Annotated in this window: 23 protein-coding genes; 8 read left to right on the top strand and 15 right to left on the bottom strand. The window is 66.3% G+C overall.

Annotation, left to right across the window (positions count from 1 at the left end; genetic code table 11):
- Window positions 1–128 precede the first annotated feature (128 nt).
- Complete coding sequence (locus B2747_RS08070; protein ID WP_291158937.1) at window positions 129–1,550, top strand: S8 family serine peptidase; 1,422 nt, start codon at window positions 129–131, stop codon at window positions 1,548–1,550.
- A 70-nt stretch (window positions 1,551–1,620) separates the two neighbouring features.
- Complete coding sequence (locus B2747_RS08065; protein WP_291158934.1) at window positions 1,621–2,058, top strand: hypothetical protein; 438 nt, start codon at window positions 1,621–1,623, stop codon at window positions 2,056–2,058.
- On the opposite strand, the gene B2747_RS08060 is transcribed toward B2747_RS08065, so the two are convergent.
- The 13 genes from B2747_RS08060 to B2747_RS08000 form a co-directional block, all read right to left on the bottom strand.
- Complete coding sequence (locus B2747_RS08060; protein WP_291158930.1) at window positions 2,049–2,549, bottom strand: YajQ family cyclic di-GMP-binding protein; 501 nt, start codon at window positions 2,547–2,549, stop codon at window positions 2,049–2,051. The two genes, B2747_RS08065 and B2747_RS08060, sit on opposite strands and share 10 nt — an antisense overlap.
- A gap of 88 nt (window positions 2,550–2,637) precedes the next feature.
- Window positions 2,638–3,498: a sigma-70 family RNA polymerase sigma factor gene (locus B2747_RS08055; RefSeq protein WP_291158928.1), complete on the bottom strand. Its 861-nt coding sequence runs from the start codon at window positions 3,496–3,498 to the stop codon at window positions 2,638–2,640.
- A 269-nt stretch (window positions 3,499–3,767) separates the two neighbouring features.
- Window positions 3,768–4,424, bottom strand: a complete 657-nt coding sequence (gene lepB, locus B2747_RS08050) for a signal peptidase I (RefSeq protein ID WP_291158925.1) — start codon at window positions 4,422–4,424, stop codon at window positions 3,768–3,770.
- A gap of 5 nt (window positions 4,425–4,429) precedes the next feature.
- Window positions 4,430–5,926 (bottom strand): aldehyde dehydrogenase family protein, encoded by a 1,497-nt coding sequence (locus tag B2747_RS08045; protein WP_291158917.1) that lies wholly within the window; start codon window positions 5,924–5,926, stop codon window positions 4,430–4,432.
- On the bottom strand, window positions 5,923–6,576 hold the full coding sequence (locus B2747_RS08040; protein WP_291158915.1) for a hypothetical protein: 654 nt from the start codon (window positions 6,574–6,576) through the stop codon (window positions 5,923–5,925). Before B2747_RS08040 ends, B2747_RS08045 begins: the two co-directional genes overlap by 4 nt.
- Window positions 6,577–6,649: 73 nt before the next feature.
- Window positions 6,650–8,020 carry a sigma-54-dependent transcriptional regulator gene (locus tag B2747_RS08035; protein WP_291158911.1) on the bottom strand — a complete coding sequence of 457 codons (1,371 nt, stop codon included), beginning with the start codon at window positions 8,018–8,020 and terminating at the stop codon, window positions 6,650–6,652.
- An 18-nt stretch (window positions 8,021–8,038) separates the two neighbouring features.
- Complete coding sequence (locus B2747_RS08030) at window positions 8,039–8,845, bottom strand: hypothetical protein (RefSeq protein ID WP_291158908.1); 807 nt, start codon at window positions 8,843–8,845, stop codon at window positions 8,039–8,041.
- A 126-nt stretch (window positions 8,846–8,971) separates the two neighbouring features.
- Window positions 8,972–9,412 (bottom strand): TA system VapC family ribonuclease toxin, encoded by a 441-nt coding sequence (locus tag B2747_RS08025; RefSeq protein ID WP_291158905.1) that lies wholly within the window; start codon window positions 9,410–9,412, stop codon window positions 8,972–8,974.
- 14 nt (window positions 9,413–9,426) lie between these two features.
- Window positions 9,427–9,654 carry a ribbon-helix-helix protein, CopG family gene (locus tag B2747_RS08020; RefSeq protein ID WP_291158902.1) on the bottom strand — a complete coding sequence of 76 codons (228 nt, stop codon included), beginning with the start codon at window positions 9,652–9,654 and terminating at the stop codon, window positions 9,427–9,429.
- A 108-nt stretch (window positions 9,655–9,762) separates the two neighbouring features.
- On the bottom strand, window positions 9,763–11,388 hold the full coding sequence (locus B2747_RS08015; RefSeq protein ID WP_291158899.1) for a YifB family Mg chelatase-like AAA ATPase: 1,626 nt from the start codon (window positions 11,386–11,388) through the stop codon (window positions 9,763–9,765).
- A gap of 343 nt (window positions 11,389–11,731) precedes the next feature.
- Complete coding sequence (locus B2747_RS08010) at window positions 11,732–13,789, bottom strand: S9 family peptidase (protein WP_291158896.1); 2,058 nt, start codon at window positions 13,787–13,789, stop codon at window positions 11,732–11,734.
- Window positions 13,790–13,877: 88 nt separating this feature from the next.
- Window positions 13,878–15,557 (bottom strand): N-acyl-D-amino-acid deacylase family protein, encoded by a 1,680-nt coding sequence (locus tag B2747_RS08005; protein WP_291158893.1) that lies wholly within the window; start codon window positions 15,555–15,557, stop codon window positions 13,878–13,880.
- A 5-nt stretch (window positions 15,558–15,562) separates the two neighbouring features.
- Window positions 15,563–16,045, bottom strand: a complete 483-nt coding sequence (locus B2747_RS08000) for an FKBP-type peptidyl-prolyl cis-trans isomerase (protein ID WP_291158890.1) — start codon at window positions 16,043–16,045, stop codon at window positions 15,563–15,565.
- 55 nt (window positions 16,046–16,100) lie between these two features.
- Here B2747_RS08000 and B2747_RS07995 point away from each other — a divergent pair, with 55 nt between their 5' ends.
- The gene (locus B2747_RS07995) at window positions 16,101–17,393 is read left to right on the top strand and encodes a threonine/serine ThrE exporter family protein (protein WP_291158888.1); all 1,293 of its coding nucleotides are present in this window, start codon (window positions 16,101–16,103) and stop codon (window positions 17,391–17,393) included.
- A 155-nt stretch (window positions 17,394–17,548) separates the two neighbouring features.
- Here the strand turns inward: B2747_RS07995 and B2747_RS07990 are convergent, their stop codons facing one another.
- Window positions 17,549–18,982 (bottom strand): MFS transporter, encoded by a 1,434-nt coding sequence (locus B2747_RS07990; protein ID WP_291158885.1) that lies wholly within the window; start codon window positions 18,980–18,982, stop codon window positions 17,549–17,551.
- Window positions 18,983–19,040: 58 nt separating this feature from the next.
- Between B2747_RS07990 and B2747_RS07985 the strand changes: the two genes are divergently transcribed.
- Complete coding sequence (locus B2747_RS07985) at window positions 19,041–19,805, top strand: 4'-phosphopantetheinyl transferase family protein (protein WP_291158882.1); 765 nt, start codon at window positions 19,041–19,043, stop codon at window positions 19,803–19,805.
- 5 nt (window positions 19,806–19,810) lie between these two features.
- The gene (locus tag B2747_RS07980) at window positions 19,811–20,341 is read left to right on the top strand and encodes a TlpA family protein disulfide reductase (RefSeq protein ID WP_291158880.1); all 531 of its coding nucleotides are present in this window, start codon (window positions 19,811–19,813) and stop codon (window positions 20,339–20,341) included.
- On the opposite strand, the gene B2747_RS07975 is transcribed toward B2747_RS07980, so the two are convergent.
- Window positions 20,313–20,759 (bottom strand): vitamin K epoxide reductase family protein, encoded by a 447-nt coding sequence (locus B2747_RS07975; RefSeq protein WP_291158877.1) that lies wholly within the window; start codon window positions 20,757–20,759, stop codon window positions 20,313–20,315. The two genes, B2747_RS07980 and B2747_RS07975, sit on opposite strands and share 29 nt — an antisense overlap.
- 177 nt (window positions 20,760–20,936) lie before the next feature.
- Between B2747_RS07975 and B2747_RS07970 the strand changes: the two genes are divergently transcribed.
- From B2747_RS07970 to B2747_RS07960, 3 genes are all read left to right on the top strand, one after another.
- Window positions 20,937–21,299 carry a DUF485 domain-containing protein gene (locus B2747_RS07970; protein WP_343125883.1) on the top strand — a complete coding sequence of 121 codons (363 nt, stop codon included), beginning with the start codon at window positions 20,937–20,939 and terminating at the stop codon, window positions 21,297–21,299.
- Window positions 21,296–22,852: a solute symporter family protein gene (locus B2747_RS07965; protein ID WP_291158874.1), complete on the top strand. Its 1,557-nt coding sequence runs from the start codon at window positions 21,296–21,298 to the stop codon at window positions 22,850–22,852. Before B2747_RS07970 ends, B2747_RS07965 begins: the two co-directional genes overlap by 4 nt.
- A 348-nt stretch (window positions 22,853–23,200) precedes the next feature.
- A complete protein-coding gene (locus B2747_RS07960; RefSeq protein WP_291158871.1) occupies window positions 23,201–24,574 on the top strand; it encodes a GGDEF domain-containing protein in 1,374 nt (457 codons plus the stop codon).
- Window positions 24,575–24,619: the final 45 nt, after the last annotated feature.

Genomic DNA, 24,619 nt, shown 5'->3' with positions numbered 1-24,619 from the left:
CCCCCCCCCCCCCCGCTCGTGCTTCGTTTGTTCGGCTGAGCATTGCCGGTCTGCTGATCGGCTCAGCGGCAGCGTGTTCGCCTGATCGCACGGTTTCGACTCTCCCGTCCGGTGAGCTTAGGTCGAGCGTGAGTACGGGCAGCGCAGCCGCGAAAGACACGATCGCGCCACTGTACGGCAAGGATCACCCGAAGCGCATTCGCGGCAGCTACATCGTGCGCTTCCATCAGGGTGTTGATGCTGCTCGATCCACGGAAGCACTTGTCCGAAAGTTTGGCCTCAAGCCTCAGCAAGTATTGAGGAGCCTAGGCGGATTCTGGGGTGAAATTCCCGACGCGCGCATCGAGGAACTGCGCCGCGACCCTGCCGTCAAGTACATCGAGGCCGATGTGGCCATCGAACTTCAGCAGCCCGGCGTGGTCACCCAAACTTCCGCGCCGATGTGGCTGGACCGCATGGATCAGCGGACCTTGCCGCTGAACGGAAGCTACAGCTACTCCGTTACCGGTGCCGGCGTGAATATCTGGATCGTTGATAATGGCGTCGATATGTATGACGCTGAGCTAAGCGGACGAGTATCGACGACCCATCAGTTCTCGTTCAATGGACAGAACCCGCACCAAACATGCTCGACCACGCAGGATGGAGGCACCCACGGGACGGCAATGGCGCGTTTCGCAGCGGGGACGACTTCAGGCCCCGCCAAGGGTGCGACGGTATTCTCGGCACGCGTGAACGTCGTAGGCGCGTGCAAGACGCTTAGCTCTGCCGCAGCCTCTTCCGCGATGGAGTACATAGCTGACTACAGTCCGCGCCCAGCAGTGATCAACTACAGTGCCGCAAAGGACTGCAGCTGGATTTTCTGCGGCAACACCGTCGATGATGCAGTCAACTATGCCATGGGCAAAGGCGTAACTGTTGTCGTGTCGGCAGGTAACGGCAACGACGACCAAGTTCCGCAGAATGCCTGCGGATTCTCTCCGGCCCACGTGGGAGGTGCCCTCACCGTTGCGGCAAGCATTCAGAATACGGACACCCTCGCCAACTACAGCAACTATGGTTCATGTGTGGACCTCATCGCTCCGGTTGCACAGGGAATGGGCACGTCCGGAGCGGCCGCACTGACGTCTGGTGTGGCAGCACTTCACCTGCAGCTCTACCCTTCAGCGGGAGCAGCCACAGTGAACGCTGCCGTTCTTGACCGGGTGACCAACGGTGCGATCTTCGCGCTGCCCAGCGGAACTCCGAACAAGCTGCTGTATGCTCCTCAGTTGGCCCTCAACTCGAGCATTCCAGGGCCGGTTCTGATCGGGCCATCCAGCTATTGCTCTTGGAGTGCGTTTCACACAGGTGGCCAGCCCCCGTACACATATCAGTGGAAGCGCGACGGGAGCATCGTCACTTTCGCTCAAGCCTACTCCGTTGGCCCGGCAGGGAATAGCGGATTCTCTCTGGAGCTGCTCGTAACTGATGCGATAGGAAGAACGCATACGAGCTTCAAGAGCATCGCCATCAATCCGTCGGACTACTCCTTCAGCTGCGTCCAGTAGCATTCACCAGGAATCAGCGCGGCCGCAATGTCATTTGCGTGCTGCGCTGGTTCTATCGTCGAGCATTCAGATGAAAACGATCACGATACGCCGCCAAGCTCCATTGTTGTTGACGACGAGCGTTCCTGCGCTGCTTGCCGGCCTGTTCTCAGGCTGTGGTCTGTTTACCGGCCCCAAAGAACGAGTGGCTCAAGTTGATAGCATCGCCGTGGCCGCTGTTCCCACTCCGAGTGGATCGGCTAAACTCACATTCTTCGGTGTGGTGGGCTTTAACCTTTGCGCTGAACTCGTCCGGGTGGAGCGGCGCGTGTCCGGAGACACACTGACGTGGCGGTTCATCGCGCGCAATGAAGGCTCAAACTGTCTGCAGGCGGTCGCCACGCTGCGACACGAAGACTCGGTACCCAATCTCCCCGCGCGCACCGTGGTCATTCGCGCAGAGCGGAGCAACGGCGAACCGCTCCTGCGTACGCTGCAGTTGCCGCTCGCCGCTCCGACTCAGCGATAATTCCCGAACTGCAGCTCCACGCCGAAGTCGCCCTTGCGCAGCAGGGTCATGCACTCCTGCAGCGCGTCTTTGTCGGGACTGCTCACGCGCACCTGTTCGCCCTGGATGGACGAGGTGACCTTCTTGAGCTTGGCCTCCTTGATGGCCGCGCTCACCTTTTTGGCTGTCTCGCTGTCGAGGGCCATCTTGAGCTTGATCTCGCGACGCTGGATTTCGCCGCTGCCGGGCTTGGGGTCGGTGATGTCAAGATTCTTCACCGACACGCCGCGCTTGATCAGCTTGCTGCGGATGACGTCCAGCAGCGCATCGCTGCGCATGTCACCCTCGGCCTCGAGCTTGATGAGGTTCTCGCTGCGCTGAAAATCAATCAGCACATGCGAGCCCTTGAAGTCGAAGCGCTGCATCACTTCCTTCTGCGCCTGATTGACGGCGTTGTCGACCTCCTGCAGGTCGCAGCCGGTGGTCACGTCGAACGAATAGGTCGATGCCATGGGAATGAGCTCCGGGTACGGAAAGGCCCCGGCGCAAACCGGGGCCGACCCCCCAAATCTAACCGCCCTGCGCTTTGCCCGAGGAGGCTCAGCCGAGGAAGCTCTCGAGCGACTTGGAACGGCTCACGTGGCGCAGGCGCGACAGCGCCTTTTCCTTGATCTGCCGCACGCGCTCGCGCGTGATGCCCAACTGCGCGCCGATCTCCTCGAGCGTCATGGGCTCGGTTTCGTCGATGCCGAAGTACAGCCGCAGAATCTTGGACTCGCGCTCCTTGAGGCTGCCCAGCGATTCCTCAATGGCCTCGGTGAGCGCCTTGTCGAAGGTCTGGTCTTCCGGGTTGGGATGCAGCGTGTCCGGCAAGTAGTCCAGCAGGCGATTGTCCTCGCCCGGCGTGAGCGGCGCATCGAGCGACAGGTGCACCTGGGAGATGGACATGGTCTTGGCCACCTCTTCTTCGGTGATGTCCATGCCGTCGGCGATTTCGGCATGCGTGGCCTCGCGCCCCAGCTCCTGCAGCAGCGCATTGGCGCGCTTGCCGATGCGGTGCAGCGTACCCGCACGATTGAGCGGCACCCGCACGATGCGCGACTGCTCGGCCAGCGCCTGCAGGATGGCCTGACGAATCCACCACACGGCATACGAGATGAACTTGATGCCCTTGGTTTCGTCGAACTTGTGCGCGGCGCGAATGAGGCCGAGGTTGCCCTCATTGATCAGGTCGGACAGCGACACGCCCTGATTCTGATACTTCTTGGCCACGCTGACGACGAAGCGAAGATTCGACCGCACCAGCTTGTCGAGCGCTTCCTGATCTCCCACCCGAATTCGTCGTGCGAGCTCTGCTTCTTCCTCACGGGAGATCAGCGGATAGGCGCTGATGTCGCGGAGATACTGATCGAGGGAGCCTTCCTCGTACGACGCCTTCTTCTTCGGGGGAGTGACAGCCATGGTGTTGCGGCTCGGGTGCTGATGGTCCCATGTGCGCACCGCGTAGGGAGGGAGACGCGGTGTCCTTCGGGTCGTGCGAGGTATCCGGATGAGGCGAGGCGCACAACGCGGCGCGCACATCCTCCATTAAGCCTGATCGATTCCCCGCGTTTCGTCAACGCATGCCAACGTTAAATCCCGGATGGACAAGTCGGCATTGCCCGGCGGGCATCGTCGCCTCACCGTGACACGCTGCACGACGGTACGGCCAGCGCACCACTGATGCTCCACTACTGCACCGCGCGTCCAACCCGTTCCCACCTGATGCGCTGCCACCACGGTGTTGCGCCCGGCGTAACGCTGAAGTACACACGCCATGCCACGCCGCGTACATGACTGTCGGGCACCACCCCCCAATGCCGACTGTCGAGCGAATCGTCCCGTTTGTCGCCAAGGACGTACGAATGGCCCGGCGGCACGACCACCGGCGCACCGTTCACCCGCACAGTGTCACCCGCTCGGCCCACCACGCGCTTCACGTACACCTGCGACGGATCGGGTGGCCAGTTGAACACCAGCACCTGATTGCGTGACACCTCCCGGCTGAACGGCAGGCGCCAGGTGGTGAACGGTACGGTCGACGCGTAGCCCACACGCGACACCAGCACATAGTCCCCCGGCTGCAGCGCCGGTGTCATGCTGGACGAGGACACGTGGACGGCTTCGAGCAGCAGCATGCGGGCCACCACGAAGAACAGCACGGCCAGCAGAAGCACCGGCTTCCATCGTGTGCCACGAGCGCCGTCGCCGGGCGACGCGCCCGCGCCACGCCAGCCACTACGCCAACCACCACGGCCGCCCGATCGGGATGTGCCCAGACGGGACGATCCACGATTGGCGGCGCGCAGGGCTTCGTCGCGACGCTCCCGGGTGGCCGCTGGCCGCACGTCGGTCAGTAGTTGTCGATCTGTGCGCGCTGCAGCGCGCCCGAGTAGTCGACGTAGCCGACCTTCGTCTCCGAATAAAACTCGTAGACCTCCCAGCCCCCTTCGCGATGTCCGTTGCCCGTTTCCTTGACGCCGCCGAACGGCAGATGCGCCTCGGCACCGATGGTCGGCGCATTCACGTAGGTGATGCCGTTATCGAGCTCCTGCAGGGCGCGGAAGGCCACGTTCACGTTACGCGTGTACACGCTGCTGGAGAGGCCATACCGTACGCCGTTGTTGACGGCGAAAGCTTCGTCCACGCTCCCCACACGGATGACGGACAGCACCGGACCGAAAATCTCTTCCTGATCGAGACGTGAGCCCGCCGTGACACCGGTGAAGATGGTGGGCTGGAAGAAGTAGCCGTGATCGAGATCGCGACCATCCTGCGTGCCCGTGGCGCGCGCGCCGCCGAGCGCCAGCGTGGCACCCTGCTCGCGGCCGACGCCGATGTAGCGCTCGACCTTTTCGCGCGCGGCTTCGTTGACCAGCGGTCCCACGTCGGTGCCGGCCTTGCGTCCGTCGCCAAGCCGCAGCGTGGCCGCGCGCGCCACGAGACGCTCGACGAAGGCATCATGAATGCCGTCCTGCAGAATGAGGCGACTGGTGGCCGTGCAGCGCTGCCCCGTCGTACCAAAGGCGCCCCAGAGCACGCCATCGAGCGCGAGATCGAGGTCGGCATCGTCGAGCACGATCTGTGCGTTCTTGCCACCCATCTCGAGTGACAGCCGCTTGTGCATGCGACCACAGGTCTCGCCCACAAAGCGACCGGTTTCCGTGCTGCCCGTAAACGAAATGACCGGCACCTGCGGATGTTCGACAAGGGCCTTGCCCACCACTTCGCCCATGCCGTGCACCAACTGCACCACTTCGGGCGGCAGGCCGGCCTCGAGCAGAATCTCGACCAGCACGGTGGCGGTGTGCGGAACGTCTTCTGCCGGCTTGAGAATGACCGCGTTGCCGCAGAGCAGCGCCGGGAAGGCCTTCCAGGTCGGAATGGCCAGCGGGAAGTTGAACGGCGTGATGAGCCCGCAGACGCCAATGGGACGGCGCATGCTCATGGCCCACTTGTTGGCCAGTTCGCTGGGCACCGTGTGCCCGAACAGTCGACGGCCTTCCGTGGCGGCGTAGTAGGCCGTGTCGATGCCTTCCTGCACGTCGCCACGCGTTTCCGCGAGCGGCTTGCCCATTTCGCGGGTCATGATGTCGGCGAGTTCTTCCTTGCGCGCCGCGAGCAGGTCGCCCACCCGACGCAGCACATCGCCGCGGGCCGGCGGCGGGGTGCGCTTCCACTGCGCAAAGCCACGCTGCGCACTGGCCACCGCCTCCTCGACATCGGCTACACCAGAGGCCGGGAACTGCCCAATCAGATCACGCGTATCGGCCGGATTGCGGTTCTCGAAGTACGCGCCCGTGCTCGGCGCCTTCCACTGGCCGCCGATGAAGTTCTTGAAGTGAGTCATCCCGGAAAACTAGCGGGTGGGGTAGTGCCGGCGTCTCCCGCCGGCGTAGGTGCAACCGAGGGCGCAGGAGCCGACGGATCGGCGCCACCGGGCTGCGCGTCGGAGGGCGTGACTGTGGACGGCGGCGCGGGCAGCGCCGGCAATCCGTCACAGCTCCACACCGCCGGCCGGTCGATGGTGGGAATGGCATAGCCCACGCGCGGCAGCACCTCGCGCGCGCCGAGGCCGAGGCCCCACATGGTCACCAGCAAGGATGCCACGTGCGCGAGACCCAGCCTGTGCCGCCAGGTGCCGATGGCACTCCAGAGGCCCAATACGGCTACGCCGCCGGTCGCGGCCGTGAAACCGATGAGAGGCAGCCCACAGCGCGCGGGCCAGGGCCAGAACATGAGCCCCGCCGCAGCGGTGACCGCCACCGTGACCTTGAGCCAGGCCACCCAGGGACGGCCGGCGCCGGTGGCGAACGCCGGAGACGCAGACGCCGCGGAGGCTGGCGCGGCGGCGCGGCCTGCCGCCGGCAAGGCCTTGGTGGCCGACGTGGCCCCCTTGGCCGGTGCGGGCGCCTGCTGCGCCGAGGCCATGAGCTGTTCATCGGATATCGACGCAAGCTGCTTGTCGATCTTGGCGAGTTCCTTGTCCCAGTCCGTCATGGTGTGCGTGGTATGGTGAACCGGCCAGCGCAGCGCACGCCGGACCCGGGGCCGCCCACCCCTACGGCCCCACTCACTCCGTCGTTTCCCGCTGCAACTGATAGCGCTCGATCTTCTTGTACAGGTTGGAACGCGGCATGTCGAGCACGCGGGCCGTTTCCGACACGTTCCAGTCAAACGCGCGCAGCTTGGCCAGCAGGTACGCCCGCTCGGCGGCCTGCTTGAACTCCTCGAACGTGGCAATATCCAGCAGGTTGCCAAGTCCTGACGGCTCCGCCGTGCGGCGGCCCACCAGACGCTCCACATCGGCCGCCGCAATGGTGGACCCGCTGGCCAGGATGACGAGACGCTCCACCGTGTTGCGGAGCTCGCGCACGTTGCCCTGCCACTCGAGTTCCGCGAGGCGCTGCAGCGCTTCGTCACTGATGCGCCGCGCCGGCAGACCGTCACGCGCCGCGAGTTGCTGGAGGAAATGCGTGACCAGCAGCGGAATGTCTTCGCGGCGCTCGCGCAGGGCCGGCACGGTAATGGGCACCACGTTGAGCCGGTAGTAGAGATCCTCGCGGAAACGATTGGCCGCGATTTCTTCCTCGAGATTCTTGTTGGTGGCAGCGAGCACGCGCACGTCCACCTGCACGGGCTTGCTGCCACCGATGCGTGTCACCACGCCGTCCTGCAGCACGCGCAACACCTTGGCCTGCGCGCTCGACGACATGTCGCCGATTTCGTCGAGAAAGAGCGTGCCACCGTCGGCCTGCTCGAACTTGCCGGCGCGGTCACTGATGGCGCCGGTGAACGAGCCTTTCATGTGGCCAAACAGCTCGCTCTCGATGAGCTCACTCGGAATGGCGGCACAGTTGACTTCCACGAAGGGCTTCTTGGCCCGTGGCGACCCGCGATGAATGGCACGGGCCACCAGTTCCTTGCCGGTGCCGTTCTCCCCCGTGATGAGCACACGCGCCGGCGTGGCCGCCACCTTGTCGATGCGATCGAGCAGAGCGCGAATGCCGAAGCTGCGCCCCACGATTTCGTAGCGCGACTCGATGGTTTCGCGCAGCCGCGCGTTTTCTTCGCTGAGCTGCCGATTCTCGAAGGCATTGCGCAGCAGCACGAGCACACGATCGGTGTCGAGCGGCTTCTCGAGAATGTCATACGCGCCGAGCTGCGTGGCTTCCACCGCGGTCTGGATGGTGGCGTGCCCGCTGATCATGACGACGGTGGCCTCGGGGTCGGCCTGACGCAGACGCTTGAGGACCTCGAGCCCGTCGAGCCCCGCCATCTTGACGTCGAGAAACACGAGTTGCGGGCGGAAGACGTCGTACTGCGTGATGCCTTCCGTGCCGTTGCTGGCCGTGCGAACCTCGAAGCCTTCGTATTCGAGCAACTGGCCGAGGGCCTGGCGAATGCCCGGCTCATCGTCAATGACGAGGATGCGTCGCGTCATGTCCCTGCGTGCGGGCACCTAGGGCGTGGCCCCGGGCACATTGCGATAAAGGGTGAGTTTGCCGTTCACGACCCGCGCATCACTGACGGCGCGCGGCAGCGGCAACGGCAGGGCGTCGGCAGTGATGGGCAGGGTGTCAATGCTCACCCCCGCCCGAACGGCCTGTCGCTTGAGGGACCCCACGAGCGAGGGAATGATCCGCGGCGGCAGGTCGAGGCCACGCAGGCGCAACTCGCGCACCCGGAACTGGGCGAGACCCGGCCGCACGGGCTCAATGCTGCCCGCCAGAAACAACGTGTCCTCGCCTTCGAGGGCCTTGCCGAGGAGTGTGCCGAGTGCCCCGACGCCGGTGAAGTCGCGGAGTGCGACATCAGTGCGCAACAGCACCTGATCCTTGTCGAAGGCCACTTCGGCGGTGCTCGCCGAGGGCGGCAATTGCGCGAGCAGCGGGGCGAGCACCTGCGCCACGTCGCGTGCGTCGAGTGACACGTAGGCCGGGCCGTTCTTGCGGCGCAGCGGCGCGAGCGGATCGGCCGTGCCCTTGGGCACCGCGGGGGCATCGGCGTTCACGCTCACCCAGCCCAGCGCGCGATCACGGGCTTCTCGCCGGGTGCGGCGACGGGCCTCTTCCTCGGCGGCAATGCGGGCCCCATCCTGACTGTCGAGCCGCTCGCTGGTGCGCGCCGCCACGTCGGTGACGGTTTCCGCGGCGCCGCTGGCGGCTCGTGAGAGCACCGACGGGAGCCGGTCACCATAGAGCCAATAACCGGCGGCGCCGCCGACCAGCAGGACGGCGCCACAACCGATGCGTGTGAGACAACCCACGAGTGGCAGAGGGGCTACGGGGGAGTGAGCGGCACGGCGTCGTGCGGATTGGCAAAGCTACCCCCGAAGACCTGAGAGGGGGAGCGGGCGGGCTGCGTCTGCTTCGTGGCGACCGTGTGCCGCCGCTCAGAGCAGGTCGGCCGGCGCGAGCAGTTCAACCCCCGGGAAGCGACGGAAATCCTGAGCGTAACTGACCACTCGGCGCACGCCATGCTCTCGCATCAGTGCCACGGTGTGGGCATCGTGCCAGAGGTTGCCCGTGATGTGTTTCGCGTCACGCAGGACCTCCTGCAGCACGAGTGCGTGACGCTCACCCGGTACCAGCAAGGCGAGCCCCGGCGACTCCAGCAGTGTGGTCAGCCAGGCCGAGGCTTGGGCCCCGGTGAGGGGCCGGGGCAACACGCGTGCGTGCGTGACCACGCGCAGAAACTCGTAGGCAATGCCCCAGGTGAGATACCAGGCGCCGTGCTGCCCCCGCCAGGTGGTCAGCAGCTCGAGGGACTCCCGGTGTTCCGGCGCATCGCGATTGACGGCGTGCAGCAGCACGTTGGTGTCAACGACGAACATTCACGCCCGTTCCATCATGGCCGCTCCATGCGGTCGTACAGCCTGTCGCGCTGCGCGACGTCGACCAGGGGCACGCCGCAGTCAAAGGCGGGCAGCGGTGGCGGTTCGGGCAGCTCGCGGCGCCGCTGGAGGTACACCCGCAGGGCATCCTCGACTACTTCGGACATGCTGCGCCCCGAGCGCGACGCTTCCCGGCGTAGCCGCGCGACCAGCGTATCGTCCAGCACAAGAGTGGTTTTCATGTGGAGAACCGTACGTTGTGTACGGTTGTACGGCAAGACGGGACCGGTTCTTCGCATGGTGGGGCGCGCGTTGCAACGGGGGGATGGGGTGGGCGCAGCCTGCATGGGTCACGGCCCGTGAGCGTGGTGGACGCCGTCACGCGACACCGGGCCGTCGACTCCCCCGCCGGGCGGCTCTGTCGTTGCGGCAACCTGTTCGCTGTCCACGGGCCGGAAGCGCAGCGCTTCGGCCACGTGCATGGCATGTACCGCCTCCTCGGCGTCGAGGTCGGCCATGGTGCGGGCCACACGCAGCACGCGGTGATAGGCGCGTGCCGACAGGGCGAGACGATCGGCGGCGCGCAGCAGGAGTGCACGGGCGTCCGGCAGCAGGCGCGCGCCTGGTGCAATGACCCGGGCCGGTGCGGTGGCATTGGTGAGCGGCGCCCCGAGTGACGTTTGCAGATGCGCGTAGCGCGCCTGCTGAATGCCGCGCGCGGCAATGACGCGGGCGCGGATGTCGGCAGAGCGCTCACGCGGGCTTTGCGACGCGAGGGCCTCGGGGGGCACGCGTTGCACATGCACATGCAGGTCAATGCGATCGGCCAGGGGCCCCGAGAGACGGGCACGGTGACGTTCGAGTTCCGCCGGTGTGCAACGACAGACGCGGTCGGGCGAGCCCGCGTAGCCGCAGGGACAGGGGTTGCTGGCGGCCACGAGCGAGAAGCGCGAGGGGAAGCGCACGGCGCGGGCAGCGCGGGCCACCACCACCTGCCCGTCTTCGAGCGGCTGACGCAACGCTTCGAGTGTGTGACGCGGAAACAGGGACAGTTCATCGAGGAACAGCACACCATGATGCGCGAGACTCACTTCCCCGGGGCGCGGCCAACCGCCGCCGCCCACCAGGCCGGCGGTGGAGATGCTGTGGTGTGGGGCACGGAATGGCCGCGACAGACTGTGGTGCTGCGCGTGATCGGGCGCGAGCAATCCGGCCACGGAGTGAATGGCGAGCACCTCCAGCGCCTCGTGCTCATCGAGGGGCGGCAGAATGCCCGGCAGGCGTCGGGCGAGCATGGTCTTGCCCGCACCCGGTGGACCAACAAGCAGGAGATTGTGCGCACCCGCTGCCGCCACTTCGACGGCGCGCACCGCCAGGTCCTGCCCCACCACGTCCCCCAGGTCCGGGATATCGTGGCCGCTTGCCTGTGCCTGGTGAGCGGGACGTGTTGGCAGCGCCGCCGGGCGGCCATCACGCAGCATGTCCACGAGTTCCGCGAGACAGTGCGCCGACACAACGCGTGCGTTGGGTACGCGCTGCGCTTCATCACGGTTGTCCGGCGGCACGATGAGCAGGGCGCCGCTGGTCGCCGCCACATGCCGCGCCACAGCCAGCGCCCCGCGCACCGCACGCACCTGGCCATCGAGCCCCAACTCGCCCACCGCGCAGGTCTCGCGCAACACCTCGGCCGGCAATTGTCCGCTGGCCGCGAGCAGCGCGAGGGCGATGGGCAGGTCGAAGCTCGTGCCTTGCTTCGGGGTGTCGCCCGGGGTGAGCGACACCGTGATGCGTTTGGCAGGTACCGTAAAGCCGCTGTTGACCAGCGCCGCGTGGACGCGGTCTCGGCTTTCCTTCACGGCCGTCGCGGCCAACCCCACCAGCGTCCACTGTGGTAGCCCATTGGCTACATGCACCTCGACCAGGATGTCGAGGGCGTCGATGCCGAGTACGGCGGCGGAGGGGGCGGCGGCCAGCATGGGGCCACAGTAGGTGCGTTGCGGCCACGCTGTATCACCGATTCTACGGGCATTGTGCATTCGCGACGCAATGGCCCCATCGATCCGCAGGCGTCGATATTGCGCTCATTTCGTCAACAGCTCACGCAGAGGGAAAGAGGGCGCAGAGTCCGCAGAGGAAAGCGGTCCGGGCTGAACCACCTTGTCGCGGATCTCGCGGATGCAGCGGAAACTGCACGGATTGAACAGCGGTTGGCAAACAACTGACTGTTCAAATTCCCTCTGCGGACTCTGCGCCCTCTGTCCCTCTGCGTGAGCAGTTCAACGATTCGTCAGCCCGCAGAGAAGCTGAGGAACGGCGATACTACATCGCCTGCCGCTGCCCCTGCCCCAGCGTGAAGCGCGCCATCCACTCGTACTCGCGCTTCATGCGGTCGAGCTGATGGTAGTACTCGGTCAGGCCGTGCCCCTCGCGCGGGTAGAACACCAGCTCCGTGGTCTTGCCGCGGTCCTTGAGCGCGCGATAGAACTCCATGGGCTGGCCAATGGGCACGCGCTCGTCGGCGGCGCCATGCAGAATGAGCAGTGGCGTGGTGACCTTGTCGCTGTAGCTCACCGCCGAGCGTTCGAGGAACTTGCGGATGTTGGCGTTCACGATGCTGCCGTCGTACTGCGGCTGACCGAAGAAGGTGTTGATGTAGCCCGGAATGTCCGTCGTGCCGGCCATCGACAGCAGCGAGGGCAGACCGGCGCCCATCATGGCCGCCTTGAAGCGTCCCGTCTGCGACACCACCCAGCTCGTCATGTACCCGCCGTAGCTCCAGCCCTCAAACGCCATGCGCGACGAATCGGCGATACCCTGCGAAATGAGCGCATCGACGCCGGTCATGATGTCGCGGTAGTCGCCGCCGCCCCAGTCGTTGGTATTGGCACGCATCCACCACTCGCCATAACCCGTCGAACCACGCGGGTTGGGATAGAGCACCGCCCAGCCACGCGCCGCCCAGGTCTGGCCGGGGCTGGTGCCGCCCTTGAAACCGTTGGTGTGCACACCCGTGGGTCCACCGTGCGCCGACACGAGCAGCGGCACCTTCTGACCGGCGCTGTAGCCCACGGGCAGGAGCAGCACACCTTCCACCTCGCGGCCGTCCTTGCTCTTCCAGGTCATCACCCGCGACTCACCCAGCCGACGCTCGGCCAGCCAGGCATTGGTGGTGGTGAGCTGCTTCGGCGCCCAGGTGCTGCCCTCCTGCACATACACCTCGGGCGGCAGCTGCGGCGTGTCCAGCACCAAGGCGAGGCGCGTGCCGCGCGCGTCGGGCGACACGCCAGCCACCAGCACGTTGGCGGAACGCTTGCTGTAGTTCCGGCCCGCCATGGAGTAAGCGTAGAGCGACTGATACGCACGATCGGACGCGGTGAACCAGATCTCGCTGCCGTCGGGCGACCAACGAGGCTGCCCCACACTCACGTCGAAATCGGGACGGGCGTGGTTGGTGAAGGTCTTCGTGGCCAGCTCGTAGGTGACGAGGCGCGCGTTGCGCAGCGTACGTGGCGGAATGCCGTCCTTGTGTGGCGCGAACTCGTGCGGCAATTGCGTGAACGCCAGGCGGCTCCCGTCAGGCGAGAATTGCGGCGTGCTTTCGACATCGGCTTCGCTGCTGATCCTGGTGACGGCCTTGCTGGCAATGTCCACCACATACGCATCGCGACGTTCGTCGCGGATGAGCGGTGTGGGGGATGCCGAGAATGCCAGCGTGCGTCCGTCGGGCGACCAGCTCGGTGCGCCACTCACGGTGTAGGCACCGCTCGTGATCTTGGTGGCGGTGCCGCTCGCCACGTCCACCACCCAGAGATGGTTCATGCGCAGGTCGCCCTCGTACACCTGCGGATCATCGCGGCGTCGACGACGCGCTTCCTCGTCGCGTGTGAGCGAGTCGCGTGACACCAGGGCGATGCGCTGGCCGTCGGGCGACCAGGTGTAGCTCGATACCCCTTCGCGCAGCGTGGTGAGCTGCCGCGCTTCGCCGCCATCGGCCGGGAGCAGCCAGAGCTGCGGACGCGGTGCGTCGTCGCCGGTGCCGCTGCCGCGCGCCGCCACAAACGCCACGCTGCGACTGTCGGGTGACCAGCTGGGCTGGGATTCGCCGCGCTCCCCGTAGGTGAGCTGCTTGGCGACACCGCCCGAGGCGGATACCAGATACACGTGCGAGCGGCGTTCGTGGCGATCGCCGAGGGCCGTATCACCGCGCGCGTTGGGATGCTCCCATGCCGTGACAGTGTAGAGCACCTTCTGGCCATCGGGGGACATGGCGACCCCGCCGACGCCCTTGAGGCGCATGATGTCGGTGTCGTCGAGGCCGCGGGGCTGGGCCGCAAGGAGGCCAGGCGCGACGAGGAGGGCGAGCCTGAGTAGTCGCATGGTTTTTTGGGGGGAGCGTAAGGTGGACTGCGTAAGGTGGGACCGCGGGAAGGAACTGCGGGCGAGGTTGGCGCAGTCGGGGTCAGGGTCAGGGTCGGGGTCGGGGTCGGGGTCGCGTCACCACCGTCCCCGCGCGCGCGCCCGTGGGCGCGCCGTTCTCCACGGCCACCACGCCGTTCACGACGACCGTGCCGATCCCCTTGGGATACTGATGCGGCGCGGTGAACGTTGACTGATCCACCACGGTGCCCGCGTCAAACACCACCACGTCGGCCACGGCGCCCACGCGCAGCACGCCACGATCACTGAGGCCAAGGCGCTGCGCCGGCATCTGCGTCATCTTGTGCACCGCCTGCTCGAGTGAGAGCAACCGCTGCTCGCGCACATAGCGGCCCAGCACACGGGGGAACGTGCCGTAGGCCCGCGGATGCGGATGTCCGTCGCCGGGCTGCGAGAGGCGTCCGTCGCTGGCAATCATCGTGAACGGGTGCGTCATGATGCGGCGTACGTCGCCCTCATCGAGCACATGGTAGATGGCATTGCCACCGCCATTCAGCATGGCTTCGAGCACCAGCTCGGCCCCGTTCTCCGGTGTGGGCGCGAGATTGCGCCGCGCGGCCCAGTCCTTGAGCGTCTTGCCCTCGAGTGTGCGATCCCACGGCACGCGTGAGAACTGCACGCGTGCGAGATCCCCACCGCCGCGATCGTTGAGAATGTTGAAGACGATGTCGGCCTTGATGCTGTCTCGCAGCGCCGGCACGGCCAGCCGCTTGCGAAACTCACCCGTCCCGCCGGCCATGGCCCAACTGGGCACCAGCACCCCAATGCCGGTGTGTGTGGCCGTGTACGGATACTGGTCGATCATCACGTCGGTGCCCGCGCGGCGCGCGCTGTCCACCATGGCCAGCGTGACGGTGCTCTTGCCCCACATCTGCTGCCCCACCGCCTTGTGGTGCGTGAGCACCACCGGAATGCGCGCACGACGACCGATTTCCAGCGCCTCGCCCACACCATCCAGCAAGCCAATGCCTTCCTTGCGCAGATGCGACGTGTAAATGCCGCCACTGTCGCTGGCCACCTGGGCCAGCGCGATGACTTCCTCCACGTTGGAATAGGTGCCCGGCAGGTACAGCAAGCCGGTGCTCAGGCCAAACGCGCCCTGCCCCATGGCTTCCGCCACCAACTGCTTCATGCGCGACAGTTCGGCGGCCGAAGGCGCACGCGCGTCCATGTTCATGACGGCGCGTCGCACATCGTTGTGCCCCACGAGATACGCCACGTTGATGCCGGGCTGTACCGCGCGCACGGAATCGAGATAAGGGCCCAGCGGCAGCGGCGAACCGCCGTCGGGTCCACCCAGTGCCAGCGTGACACCCTGGCGCAGCGCACTCTCCATGAGTGAGAGCTGCAGCAGCGGTTCGAGATGCGCGTGCAGATCGATGAACCCCGGCGCCACCACCTGACCCGTCACGTCGAGCACACGCCGTGCACCGTTGCGGGAGAGGTTCTCGCCAACCGCCACGACCCGACTGCCGGCGATGGCCACATCGGCACGTCGACCCGGTGCTCCCGTGCCGTCCACCACCGTGCCACCAACGAGCAACAGGTCCACCGATTGCACTGCCGCTGCACGGGTGTCCTGCGAGCGCCGCGCCGAAACAGCAAACCCGCCGGCCAGAAGGCCGACGGGCAGCAGGACACCGCGCAGCAACACCGCGGACAGCAGACCGGCGCGACGCCGGCCGAAAACGTGCGTGCGCCGCGCCATGGGAATCACTTGTAGACGTTGAGCAGTTCCGCGTCAAACACCAGCGTGGCGTTCGGCGGAATTGGACCCTGGCCACCGGGCCCGTAGGCCCAGTCGGAACCGATAACGAGCTTGCGCTTGCCACCCACCTTCATGCCGGGCAGGCCTTCGTCCCAGCCGCGGATGACCTGCCGCACGCCAATGCGAAACGCGATCGTGCCGCTGTCAAAGCGACCACCATTCACGAGCCAGCCCGAGTACCGCACCTGGAGCGAGTCGCCGGCCGCCAGTTCGGTGCCGGTCCCCACGGTGAGGTCCTGCAGGTAGAGGTTGTCACTGCGCTTGTTCATCTGCGCAATGTTGACGCCCAGTGCGGGCGCGTAGGTCTCGACCGCCGGGTTGGACGGCACGTCGGTGGGGCCACTGTCGCCACCACAGGCGGCAAGACCAGCGGCAACGACACACGCCGGCACGACGCGGCGGGCGATGCGAAAAAACGTCGGGATCATGGAAACACGAGCAGGGGGGCTGGGCGTCCGACCCATCCGGCCGCCCGATTCCTGAATGATACCCATTTCCCCGTTGCGCGGTGCCCTTGCCGGCCGTACGCTGCCAGATATGGCCGATTCGCTCGCCGCCCGGCGGTTCATCCTGCAGCTCGCCCGCGCCCTGCACCAGCACGGCACGCCGGCCAATCGACTCGAGGCCGCACTCACCGCCGCGGCCCGTCAGCTCGGCCTCAAGGCCGAGTTCTTCTCCACACCCACCAGCATCATGGTGGGTATCGGCGACGTGGAACAGCAGCATGTCCACCTGCTGCGCGTGGAACCCGGTGAGCCCAACCTCGGCCAGCTGGCCCGTCTCGGGGAAGTCACGCGACGCGTGGTGGAAGGCGAGATCGCGCCAACCGAAGGATTGGCACTGATCGACGCCATGGACCGTGAGCCACCGGTGTATAAGCCTTGGCTCGTGGTACTGGCCTTCGTGCTCGCATCGGCCGCCGTGGCCTGCTTCCTCCGCGTACGGGCCGGCGACGTGGTGATCGCGTCGTTTCTCGGACTCATCACGGCCGCCGTGTCGCTCAGCACCAGCCGCTTCGAAAGCACTCGGCACATCACCGAGCCGCTGGCTGCCTTTGTGGTCACCACCATGGCCTTCGCGTTCGACGGCGTGATGCGTTCGGGCAACGGCTTTCTGACGTCACTGGCCGGTCTCGTGATTCTCATGCCGGGTCTCACGTTCACCGTGGCACTGTCGGAGCTTTCCACGCGCCATCTCGCGTCGGGCACGGCACGCATGTCCGGTGCTCTTGTGACCTTTCTTGGCTTGGGTTTTGGTTTGGCGCTCGGTGCCAAGACCGGCGTGGTGCTGGAACACATTCTGCGCGAGCAGGTCCCGGGCGCTGCACAGTTCAGCTGGACGACGCCGCTTCCCGCATGGACCGAGTGGGCGGCGCTGCTGGTTGCGCCGCTGGCCTTCACCGTGCTGCTCAACGGTCCACCGCGCGATGCGCCGCTGATCGTGCTGGCCTGCGCGGCGGCCTATCTGACCTCCAAGTTCGCCGGCGCCACGTATGGCGAAGAACTCGGTGCGTTCCTCGGCGCACTGGTGGTCAGCGCGGGCAGCAACGTGTTTGCGCGCGTCAAACGCCGCGTGGCCATGGTGACGCAGGTGCCGGGCCTGCTCATTCTCGTTCCGGGCAGCGTGGGGTTCCGCAGCGTGCAATCGCTGCTGGGTCAGGAAATCGAGACGGGCATCCAGACGGGGTTTCGTGTGGCCATCATCGGCATTTCACTCGCCGCCGGCATGCTGGCGGGCAATGTGGTGACGAGGGCGACGAATCGGATCAGGGTATGAGCCCGTTTGAACTGCGGCTGGCCACCCACAGTTGTGGGATGTGAGCCGTGGGCTGTGAGTGTGGGTGGTGCATGTGGCCGGATCGCGGCGGTCCGCGGGGGCGCTGGTGCGGAACCGCTCAAACCCACAGCGCGGAGCGCACAACCCAGGGCTGCTTAGGCATGCTCGGCACGTACTGCAGTCACGGTCGCTACGTACGCCGCCCTCGCATATAGCATCAGCGCGGAGGCGAGCATCATGCCGCCAATGCTGGCAATGACGAGACTCCAGCGCAGCATGCTTTCGTCACCGAACACACGATCAGTCAGCAGCGCCACCGCCGTGGGTCCCAGCACACCGGACACCAGGTTCACGACCAGCTGATAGATCGCGCTGCCTTGGCCGCGCAGACGCGCCGGCATGGCTTCGGCGATGGCCGCGTTGGCCGCGCCCCAGGGCATGGCCGCAAACAGGTTTACCGGCACCAGCAGCACGGCGGCCACCATGGCCGACGGCACCGCCGGGTACAGTCCGGCAAACACCGCCATGCCAAGGGCGCCAAGCAAGCCCACACGCAGCGGCGCATCCACATGGCCGCGTCGCGCCAGCCAGTCGTTCAGGCGTCCACCGGCCATCACGCCAATGGGGCCGATGGTGAAGGTCAGCACGCCCTGCAGCGTACCGGCCTGCTCAATGCTCCATGCGTGCGTACGCACGAAGAACGCCGCCATCCACGCACCCACGCCGTAGTTCACGCTGGCCGAAAACGCGAAGCCCAGCGACAGCGCACCGATGGTGCGCAGATTGCTGCGCACATACTGCCAGACATCAGCAAAACCCACGGCCGACGCGGACGATGATGCCGACGTTCCGCTCGACAGGCGCGCAGCGGCCGCGGCGGCGGCGGCGGCCTCACGCCGCGGCTCACGAATGGACAGCGCCAGCAACGCGATCAGCAGTCCCGGCGCGCCAATCCAGAAGAAGACCGTCTGCCACGGGAAGATCTCGCCCACCAGCGGCAGCGTAATCATGCCCGGCTGATCCACGCGTCCCACGATGTAGGCACCGAGCGCGTACGCCACGCCCGAACCGGCAAAGGTGCCGACCATGTAGGTGCTCATGGCCGTGCCCAACTTCTCGCGCGGAAATTGATCGGCAATGATGGACACCGCCGCCGGCCCCAGTGTGGCCTCACCCACGCCAACGCCAACACGCGCGAGAAACAACTGTCCGTAGCCGCGTGTGATGCCGGTCAGCAGCGTCATCACGCTCCACAGCGCGGCGCCCAGCGCGACAATGCGCGGCCGCATGCCGCGGTCCACCCAGCGACCGATTGGCAGACCCAGCACCGAGTAGAACACGGCAAAGCCCAAACCGATGAGCAGACTCACTTGCGTGTCGCTGAGCTGCAGGTCGCGCTTGAGCGGGACCGTCAGCAGCGACAGGATCTGGCGATCCACAAAGCCCGACACATTGGCGAGCGTGAGCACCAGCACCGCATACCACGCGTGCGTGGAGGACACAACAGGCGCCGTGCCGATAGGCGGTGCGCCGATAGGCGCCGTGCCGGCAGAAAGCGGGGCGTCGGGGGATGACGAGGGTCTGGTCACGCCTCAAAGCTGGCAGACGACTCACACATTTGCACTGGTTCCTCGTAGTTTTCAGGGTATGGCGTCGTCTCTTGCCTCTCCGTTCGTCACGGCCACGGCGCAGGCCGCGGTTCCGGTCGTGCCCGATGAGGACGCGTGGAATGCGGTCCTCAACCAGCTGGTAGCCGACGGCACGCTGCACCCCATCGAAGCGGCCATGGCGCGCGGCCTGCCCGCGCCGCGGCGCGCCACCTTCGTGGCGGGTCGTCAGGCCATGCGTGACGCGCTGCGTGCCCTGCCCGACGTGGCGCCCCTGGCCGGCGAGGCCATTCGGCGCACCCCGCGCGGCGCCCCCGCCTTGCCCGAGCACGTGACCGGGTCCATTACCCACAAGCGGACGCGGGCGATGGCCGCCGTGGCGCCGCGTGTGCCGGGCCTGCATCACCTGGGACTGGATCTCGAACGCCGCCCCCAGCCGGCCGATCTCGACCGGCCGTCCATCGCGCGCAAGATCCTCACGGCGCGGGAGTACGCGGCCATCGAGTCCCTGAGCCACGATCCGCTACATCAGCGCGAACAGGTCCTGGTGCACTTCGCACTCAAGGAAGCGGTGTACAAGGCCATCGATCCCTTTGTCGAGCGCTACGTGCGCTTCACCGAAGTGGAGCTTGAGGTCACGCACCCCGGCGACACGCAGGTTACGCTGTTGCTGCCTGAAATGGCCAACGGCCCCACATCGGTACGGGCCACCTGGCAGCTCGACGAGGACTGGATCGTGGCCACGGCCTACAGCGTGGATCGCAACGTCGATCGCGGCCTCGATCGCGCCAACGCCGGCGCCTAGGCATCATGTCGCGGCGCGTCTCACGCAGCACCTTGGCCCTTGTGGCCGTCGCACTGGCCTGCACCGGCCTCGTGGCACAACGTGCGCTGTCTGAACCACGCGCGCCACAGGTGAAGGATCAACTGGGGGTGACTCAGGTGCGCGATCTCAGAGGGCGCGTGGTCCCGCTGCTTGCCGACAAGACGCCCACCATCATCATGATCAACTCGCGCACCTGCCCCTGGTGCAAGAAGTCGCTGCGCGATATTGGTCAGATTGCCGCCGGTCAGCCCCTGCCCAGGCTCACCGTGCTCACGCTGGAAGGCGCACCATTCGGCAAGCCGATGCTCGAGAGCGAAGGCATTGCCGGCGCGCGTCTCGTTGGGCCGGTGGGCTCCGCTGCGGACCTCAAGGCCTCACTGCGTCAGGTTGGCACGCCGGTGTTCATTGCCGTGGACGACACGGGGCGCGTCCTGGCCACCGTGCCGGGCTATCTCATTTACGACGAAATGAAACGCTGGGTGGCCGTCATGTCAGGTGCGGCGAATTCGCCCTGAGCACCCGCCGCGCATCGAGCGTGACCAGCACCGCAAACACCGTAATGCTGACCGCAGAAATGGCGCACCACGAGCAGAAGCTCTTGAGCACAATGAACTCACCGTACTTGAGGCGCAGCGTGAAGAGCACCGCAGCCCAAATGAGTCCCTGCATGACGCGGGTCACCCACGGCGTGTCTTCGAACCTTGGCAGCGACCCGACAATGGCCACGACGAACAGCACGCTGTAGCCCACCGCGCCAATGAGCGCGACATCCACGCCGAGAAACCAACTCCATGGACTGCCCTGCACATAGGCGCAGCCGCCGCCGCTGCTGCAGGCGAGACTGCCCATGAGGCCGAGCTTCCAGAGATGCAGGTACAGCGCCACGAGGGCGTTGACCAGACTGCCGAGGGCGATGAACTGGCGAATGGACACCGGCACAGGGGCGAAAGGACGACAGGACCAACCGATCAGAGCGGAGCGCCGCCACATGGGACAACGGCGCCCTCTATCGTGGAAGCTAGCCGCGCTCTACTTTCGCGCGCCATGTCATCCGATCGTCATTCCGCTCATCGTCACTCCGACCGCAACAGCCAGACGGGCCCACGGGACATCCCGCGGGACATCCCGAGGGACATCCCACCGGATGTCCCAGCCGTCGTACCACCGGCCGTACTGAGCAGCGCCCGCGCCCTCTCCGCTAGGCGGTGGCGCGTGGCCGCCAGCCTCACGCTGGCCATGGTGACCGTGTACTTCGGCTTCATTCTGCTGGTGGCTTTCCAACCCGCCACCCTCGCCACCGCCCTCGGTGATGGTCTGTCGCTGGGCATCGTGTTGGGAGCACTGGTCATCGTGGCGGCCTGGCTGCTCACGTTGGTCTATGTGCGCTGGGCCAACACGCAGTACGACCCGGCGCTGGCCGCCCTGCGCGCCCAGGTGGCTGCCCATCATGACAGCGCGCGGACGGAATCATGAGCGACACGCCGCGTTTCGGCACACCGGATCCGGTGGCCATCGCGTTTTTCGGCGTGTTCATCGCCATCACGCTCGGCATCACCTGGTGGGCCGCACGACGCACGCGAACGGCTGAACACTTTTATGCGGCCGGCCGCTCGGTGACTGCCGGCCAGAACGGCTTTGCGCTCGCCGGCGACTACATGAGCGCGGCATCGTTTCTGGGCATTGCGGGTCTCGTCTCCACCAGTGGCTTCGACGGCCTCATATACTCCACGGGCTGGCTCGTGGGATGGCCGGTGGTGGTGTTTCTCATTGCCGAGCCGCTGCGCAATCTTGGGCGCTACACCTTTGCCGATGTGGTGGCCGCTCGACTCGACCCCACACCGGTGCGCGTGAGTGCGGCTCTTGGCACGCTCGCCACCATTGCGTTCTATCTCATCGCACAAATGGTGGGCGCCGGCAGTCTCATTCGCCTGCTCTTTGGTATTCCGTACGAGAGTGCGGTGATCATTGTAGGCCTGGCCATGATGGCCTACGTGCTCTTTGGTGGCATGCTCGCCACCACCTGGGTGCAGATCGTGAAGGCCGTGCTGCTGCTGGGTGGGGCGGCGCTGCTGGCCGCATTGGTACTCTCTCGCTTCGGCTTCGACCCGCGCGCGCTTTTCGCGGCGGCCGCCGCCAAACACGGCGCCGGTGTGCTGGCCCCCGGCAAGCTGGTGAGCAATCCCTGGGACGCCGTGTCACTGGGGCTCGCGCTGATGTTCGGCACGGCGGGCCTGCCACACATTCTCATGCGCTTCTACACGGTGCCCGATGCACGGGCGGCGCGGCAATCGGTGTTCATTGCCACCGGGCTCATTGGTCTGTTCTACCTCATGACCTTTGTGCTCGGCTTCGGGGCCATGGTATTGGTGGGCCCCGACACCATTCGCAGCATCGACGCCGGTGGCAATATGGCCGCGCCGATGCTGGCGGAACTGCTCGGTGGTCGCGCCTTCCTCGGTTTCATCGCCGCAGTGGCCTTCGCCACCATTCTTGCCGTTGTCGCGGGACTCGCGCTGTCGGGCGCGGCCGCCATCTCGCACGACCTCTGGGCCAGTGTGATTCGGCGAGGACATCCCAGGCCGGGTGAAGAAATCCGCGTGGCGCGCCTCGCGACGGTGGGCCTGGCCCTCGTGGCCATTGTGCTCGGCGTGGCCTTCAAGGGGCAGAACGTGGCGTTCATGGTGGGCCTCGCCTTTGCCATCGCAGCCAGCGCCAACTTCCCCGCTCTGGTGCTGAGTGTGTTCTGGCGACGCACCAGCACGGCTGGCGCCGCCGCCAGCATGATCGTGGGCACCCTGTCCACGCTGAGCTTCATTGCGCTCTCGCCAGCGGTGCAGGTGGACCTGCTCGGGAAGCCGGACGCCTGGTTTCCGCTCAAGAATCCGGCGCTCGTGACCATTCCCCTGTCCTTCCTTACCGGCATCGTGGTTTCGCTGCTGCGCCCGACAGTGGCAGGCACGCCGGAACAGGCCCAACGCCAGCAGCAGCGCGATCACGAACTGGAAACCAAGGTCCTGCTCGGCTGACCCCGCTCGCGTCGTCGCAAATCCGGACACGAATCCGGACATTTCTGCCGAGTGGTGAAACGGAAGAGACCGGCATGAACGTCCGGTCCCAGCACGCCGTTCCGTGGGCCTTGGGCTCCGTCTTCGGCCCGAACTCAAATCAGGTCAGACACGTCCGAATTGGTACGTAAACCATTCCCCGACAACAACGTGCGGGGTTTGTCCACATGCACTTTCTCAAGTTGGGGAACAAAGCTCAGCCGTGGCACGACGGTTGCACCGTCTACCTCCACACGGCCAGGCAGCCGGGCGTTCTATTGTTCCAGCCGACGACGGTATGGAACCGCCATCTGCCCTGCACCCTCCTTCATGCTCGACCGCATCGCCCTGCGCAGCACATTCTGGGGAGCGCTGACGCTCTCGATCCTCTTCGTCTTCGCCCTGTCACAGGGCGTGGTGCAGCTTCCGGCGTTGTCCCTGTTGGTTCCCCTGCTGTCGGCGGCCGCCCTGTGCTGCGCCATCATCGGCTGGCGCCTGCTGCATCACGAGCTGCTGCGTCGCATGCAGGACGACACCGAGTTGCGCCGGCGCATGCAGCGTCTCGAGGACGCCATGCAGCACAGCGTGGACGGGGTGATGTTGCTGCGGGCAGTGCGAAACCGCGACGGCAGCGTCCACGATCTCGAAATCACCGAGGTCAACGCCACCGCCGCCACACTGTTTCGTTCTGCCACCACTGAGCTGACCGGACGCCGGTTGCGCCGCGACCTGCCGTCTCCGCTCGGCGAAACGCTGTTCGCACGCTACGCCGCGGTACTCACACTGGGCTCGCCCATCGTGGAAGAGGTGCGTGCGGACCGCCGCCAGTTCGCTGCCGGCTGGCTCATGCATCAGGTCACGCCCACGTCGGAAGGCGTGGCGGTGACCGTACGCGACATCACGCGCCGCAAGCGCGAGGAAGTGCGTCTGCGCCGCGCCTCGCTCACCGACGATCTCACGCGGCTCTACAATCGCCGCGGATTTCTCGCGCTGGCCGAGCAGCAATTGCGGGTGGCGCGTCGTCAGGGCAAGGACGCGGTCGTGATGTACGCCGACATGGACGGCTTCAAGCAACTCAACGACACCTACGGCCACGCGGTCGGTGATCGTGCGCTGCAGGCGGTGTCGCGCCTCCTGCAGTCCACCGTGCGTGATTGTGATGTGGTCGCGCGCCTGGGCGGCGACGAGTTCACCATTCTGGCGCTCGCCGCCGACGGCGTTGGGGCACGCATTATCCAGAAGCGCATCGAAGAGCGACTGGCCTTGCTGAATGCCAGCGGCGCGTTTCCCGCGACCATCGCACTCACCATTGGGCACACCCGTGTCCGTCCCGGTGACACGGCCAGCGTTCCTGAGCTGCTCGCGCGCGCGGATCAGTTGCTGTATGCCCGCAAGCGCCGCCGTCAACTCACCGCCATGTCCGCGGCGATTGCAAACGCGAACGCAAACACGAACACGAACACGAACACGAGCGCGGATTCACAGGCTGGCCGCAGCGGCGGCGCGCGCAAGCGTATGCGCACAGCACTACCGACCGCAGTGCCCGCCGAGGTGGCGGCGGTGGCCAACGCCATGGCCACGGCCCGTGGGCTGATACCTGCCGGCACTGCCGCGGCCGCACCCACCACCAGCGGCGTACCGTCCTCGCTCACGGCGCCGTCAAAGTCCGTCAGCCTACCACTACCGCCAACTCACGCGGCGTAGCAAACGCGCACCACGCGCTACGCACAACGCACAACGCAGAAAACA

This window comes from Gemmatimonas sp. UBA7669 (assembly GCF_002483225.1).
In the GTDB taxonomy this organism is placed as follows: Bacteria; Gemmatimonadota; Gemmatimonadetes; order Gemmatimonadales; family Gemmatimonadaceae; genus Gemmatimonas.
Note: the sequence above shows the minus strand (reverse complement) of the source record. Positions and strands in the feature narration are given on the sequence as shown.

What these genes read in the sequence shown, in the direction of transcription:
- B2747_RS08065 (WP_291158934.1), top strand. Translation starts at nt 1,621, where the DNA reads ATGAAAACGATCACGATACGCCGCCAAGCTCCATTGTTGTTGACGACG.
- B2747_RS08060 (WP_291158930.1), bottom strand. Translation starts at nt 2,549, where the DNA reads ATGGCATCGACCTATTCGTTCGACGTGACCACCGGCTGCGACCTGCAG.
- B2747_RS08055 (WP_291158928.1), bottom strand. Translation starts at nt 3,498, where the DNA reads ATGGCTGTCACTCCCCCGAAGAAGAAGGCGTCGTACGAGGAAGGCTCC.
- B2747_RS08045 (WP_291158917.1), bottom strand. Translation starts at nt 5,926, where the DNA reads ATGACTCACTTCAAGAACTTCATCGGCGGCCAGTGGAAGGCGCCGAGC.
- B2747_RS08040 (WP_291158915.1), bottom strand. Translation starts at nt 6,576, where the DNA reads ATGACGGACTGGGACAAGGAACTCGCCAAGATCGACAAGCAGCTTGCG.
- B2747_RS08035 (WP_291158911.1), bottom strand. Translation starts at nt 8,020, where the DNA reads ATGACGCGACGCATCCTCGTCATTGACGATGAGCCGGGCATTCGCCAG.
- B2747_RS08025 (WP_291158905.1), bottom strand. Translation starts at nt 9,412, where the DNA reads ATGTTCGTCGTTGACACCAACGTGCTGCTGCACGCCGTCAATCGCGAT.
- B2747_RS08020 (WP_291158902.1), bottom strand. Translation starts at nt 9,654, where the DNA reads ATGAAAACCACTCTTGTGCTGGACGATACGCTGGTCGCGCGGCTACGC.
- B2747_RS08015 (WP_291158899.1), bottom strand. Translation starts at nt 11,388, where the DNA reads ATGCTGGCCGCCGCCCCCTCCGCCGCCGTACTCGGCATCGACGCCCTC.
- B2747_RS08010 (WP_291158896.1), bottom strand. Translation starts at nt 13,789, where the DNA reads ATGCGACTACTCAGGCTCGCCCTCCTCGTCGCGCCTGGCCTCCTTGCG.
- B2747_RS08005 (WP_291158893.1), bottom strand. Translation starts at nt 15,557, where the DNA reads ATGGCGCGGCGCACGCACGTTTTCGGCCGGCGTCGCGCCGGTCTGCTG.
- B2747_RS08000 (WP_291158890.1), bottom strand. Translation starts at nt 16,045, where the DNA reads ATGATCCCGACGTTTTTTCGCATCGCCCGCCGCGTCGTGCCGGCGTGT.
- B2747_RS07995 (WP_291158888.1), top strand. Translation starts at nt 16,101, where the DNA reads ATGATACCCATTTCCCCGTTGCGCGGTGCCCTTGCCGGCCGTACGCTG.
- B2747_RS07985 (WP_291158882.1), top strand. Translation starts at nt 19,041, where the DNA reads ATGGCGTCGTCTCTTGCCTCTCCGTTCGTCACGGCCACGGCGCAGGCC.
- B2747_RS07980 (WP_291158880.1), top strand. Translation starts at nt 19,811, where the DNA reads ATGTCGCGGCGCGTCTCACGCAGCACCTTGGCCCTTGTGGCCGTCGCA.
- B2747_RS07965 (WP_291158874.1), top strand. Translation starts at nt 21,296, where the DNA reads ATGAGCGACACGCCGCGTTTCGGCACACCGGATCCGGTGGCCATCGCG.
- B2747_RS07960 (WP_291158871.1), top strand. Translation starts at nt 23,201, where the DNA reads ATGCTCGACCGCATCGCCCTGCGCAGCACATTCTGGGGAGCGCTGACG.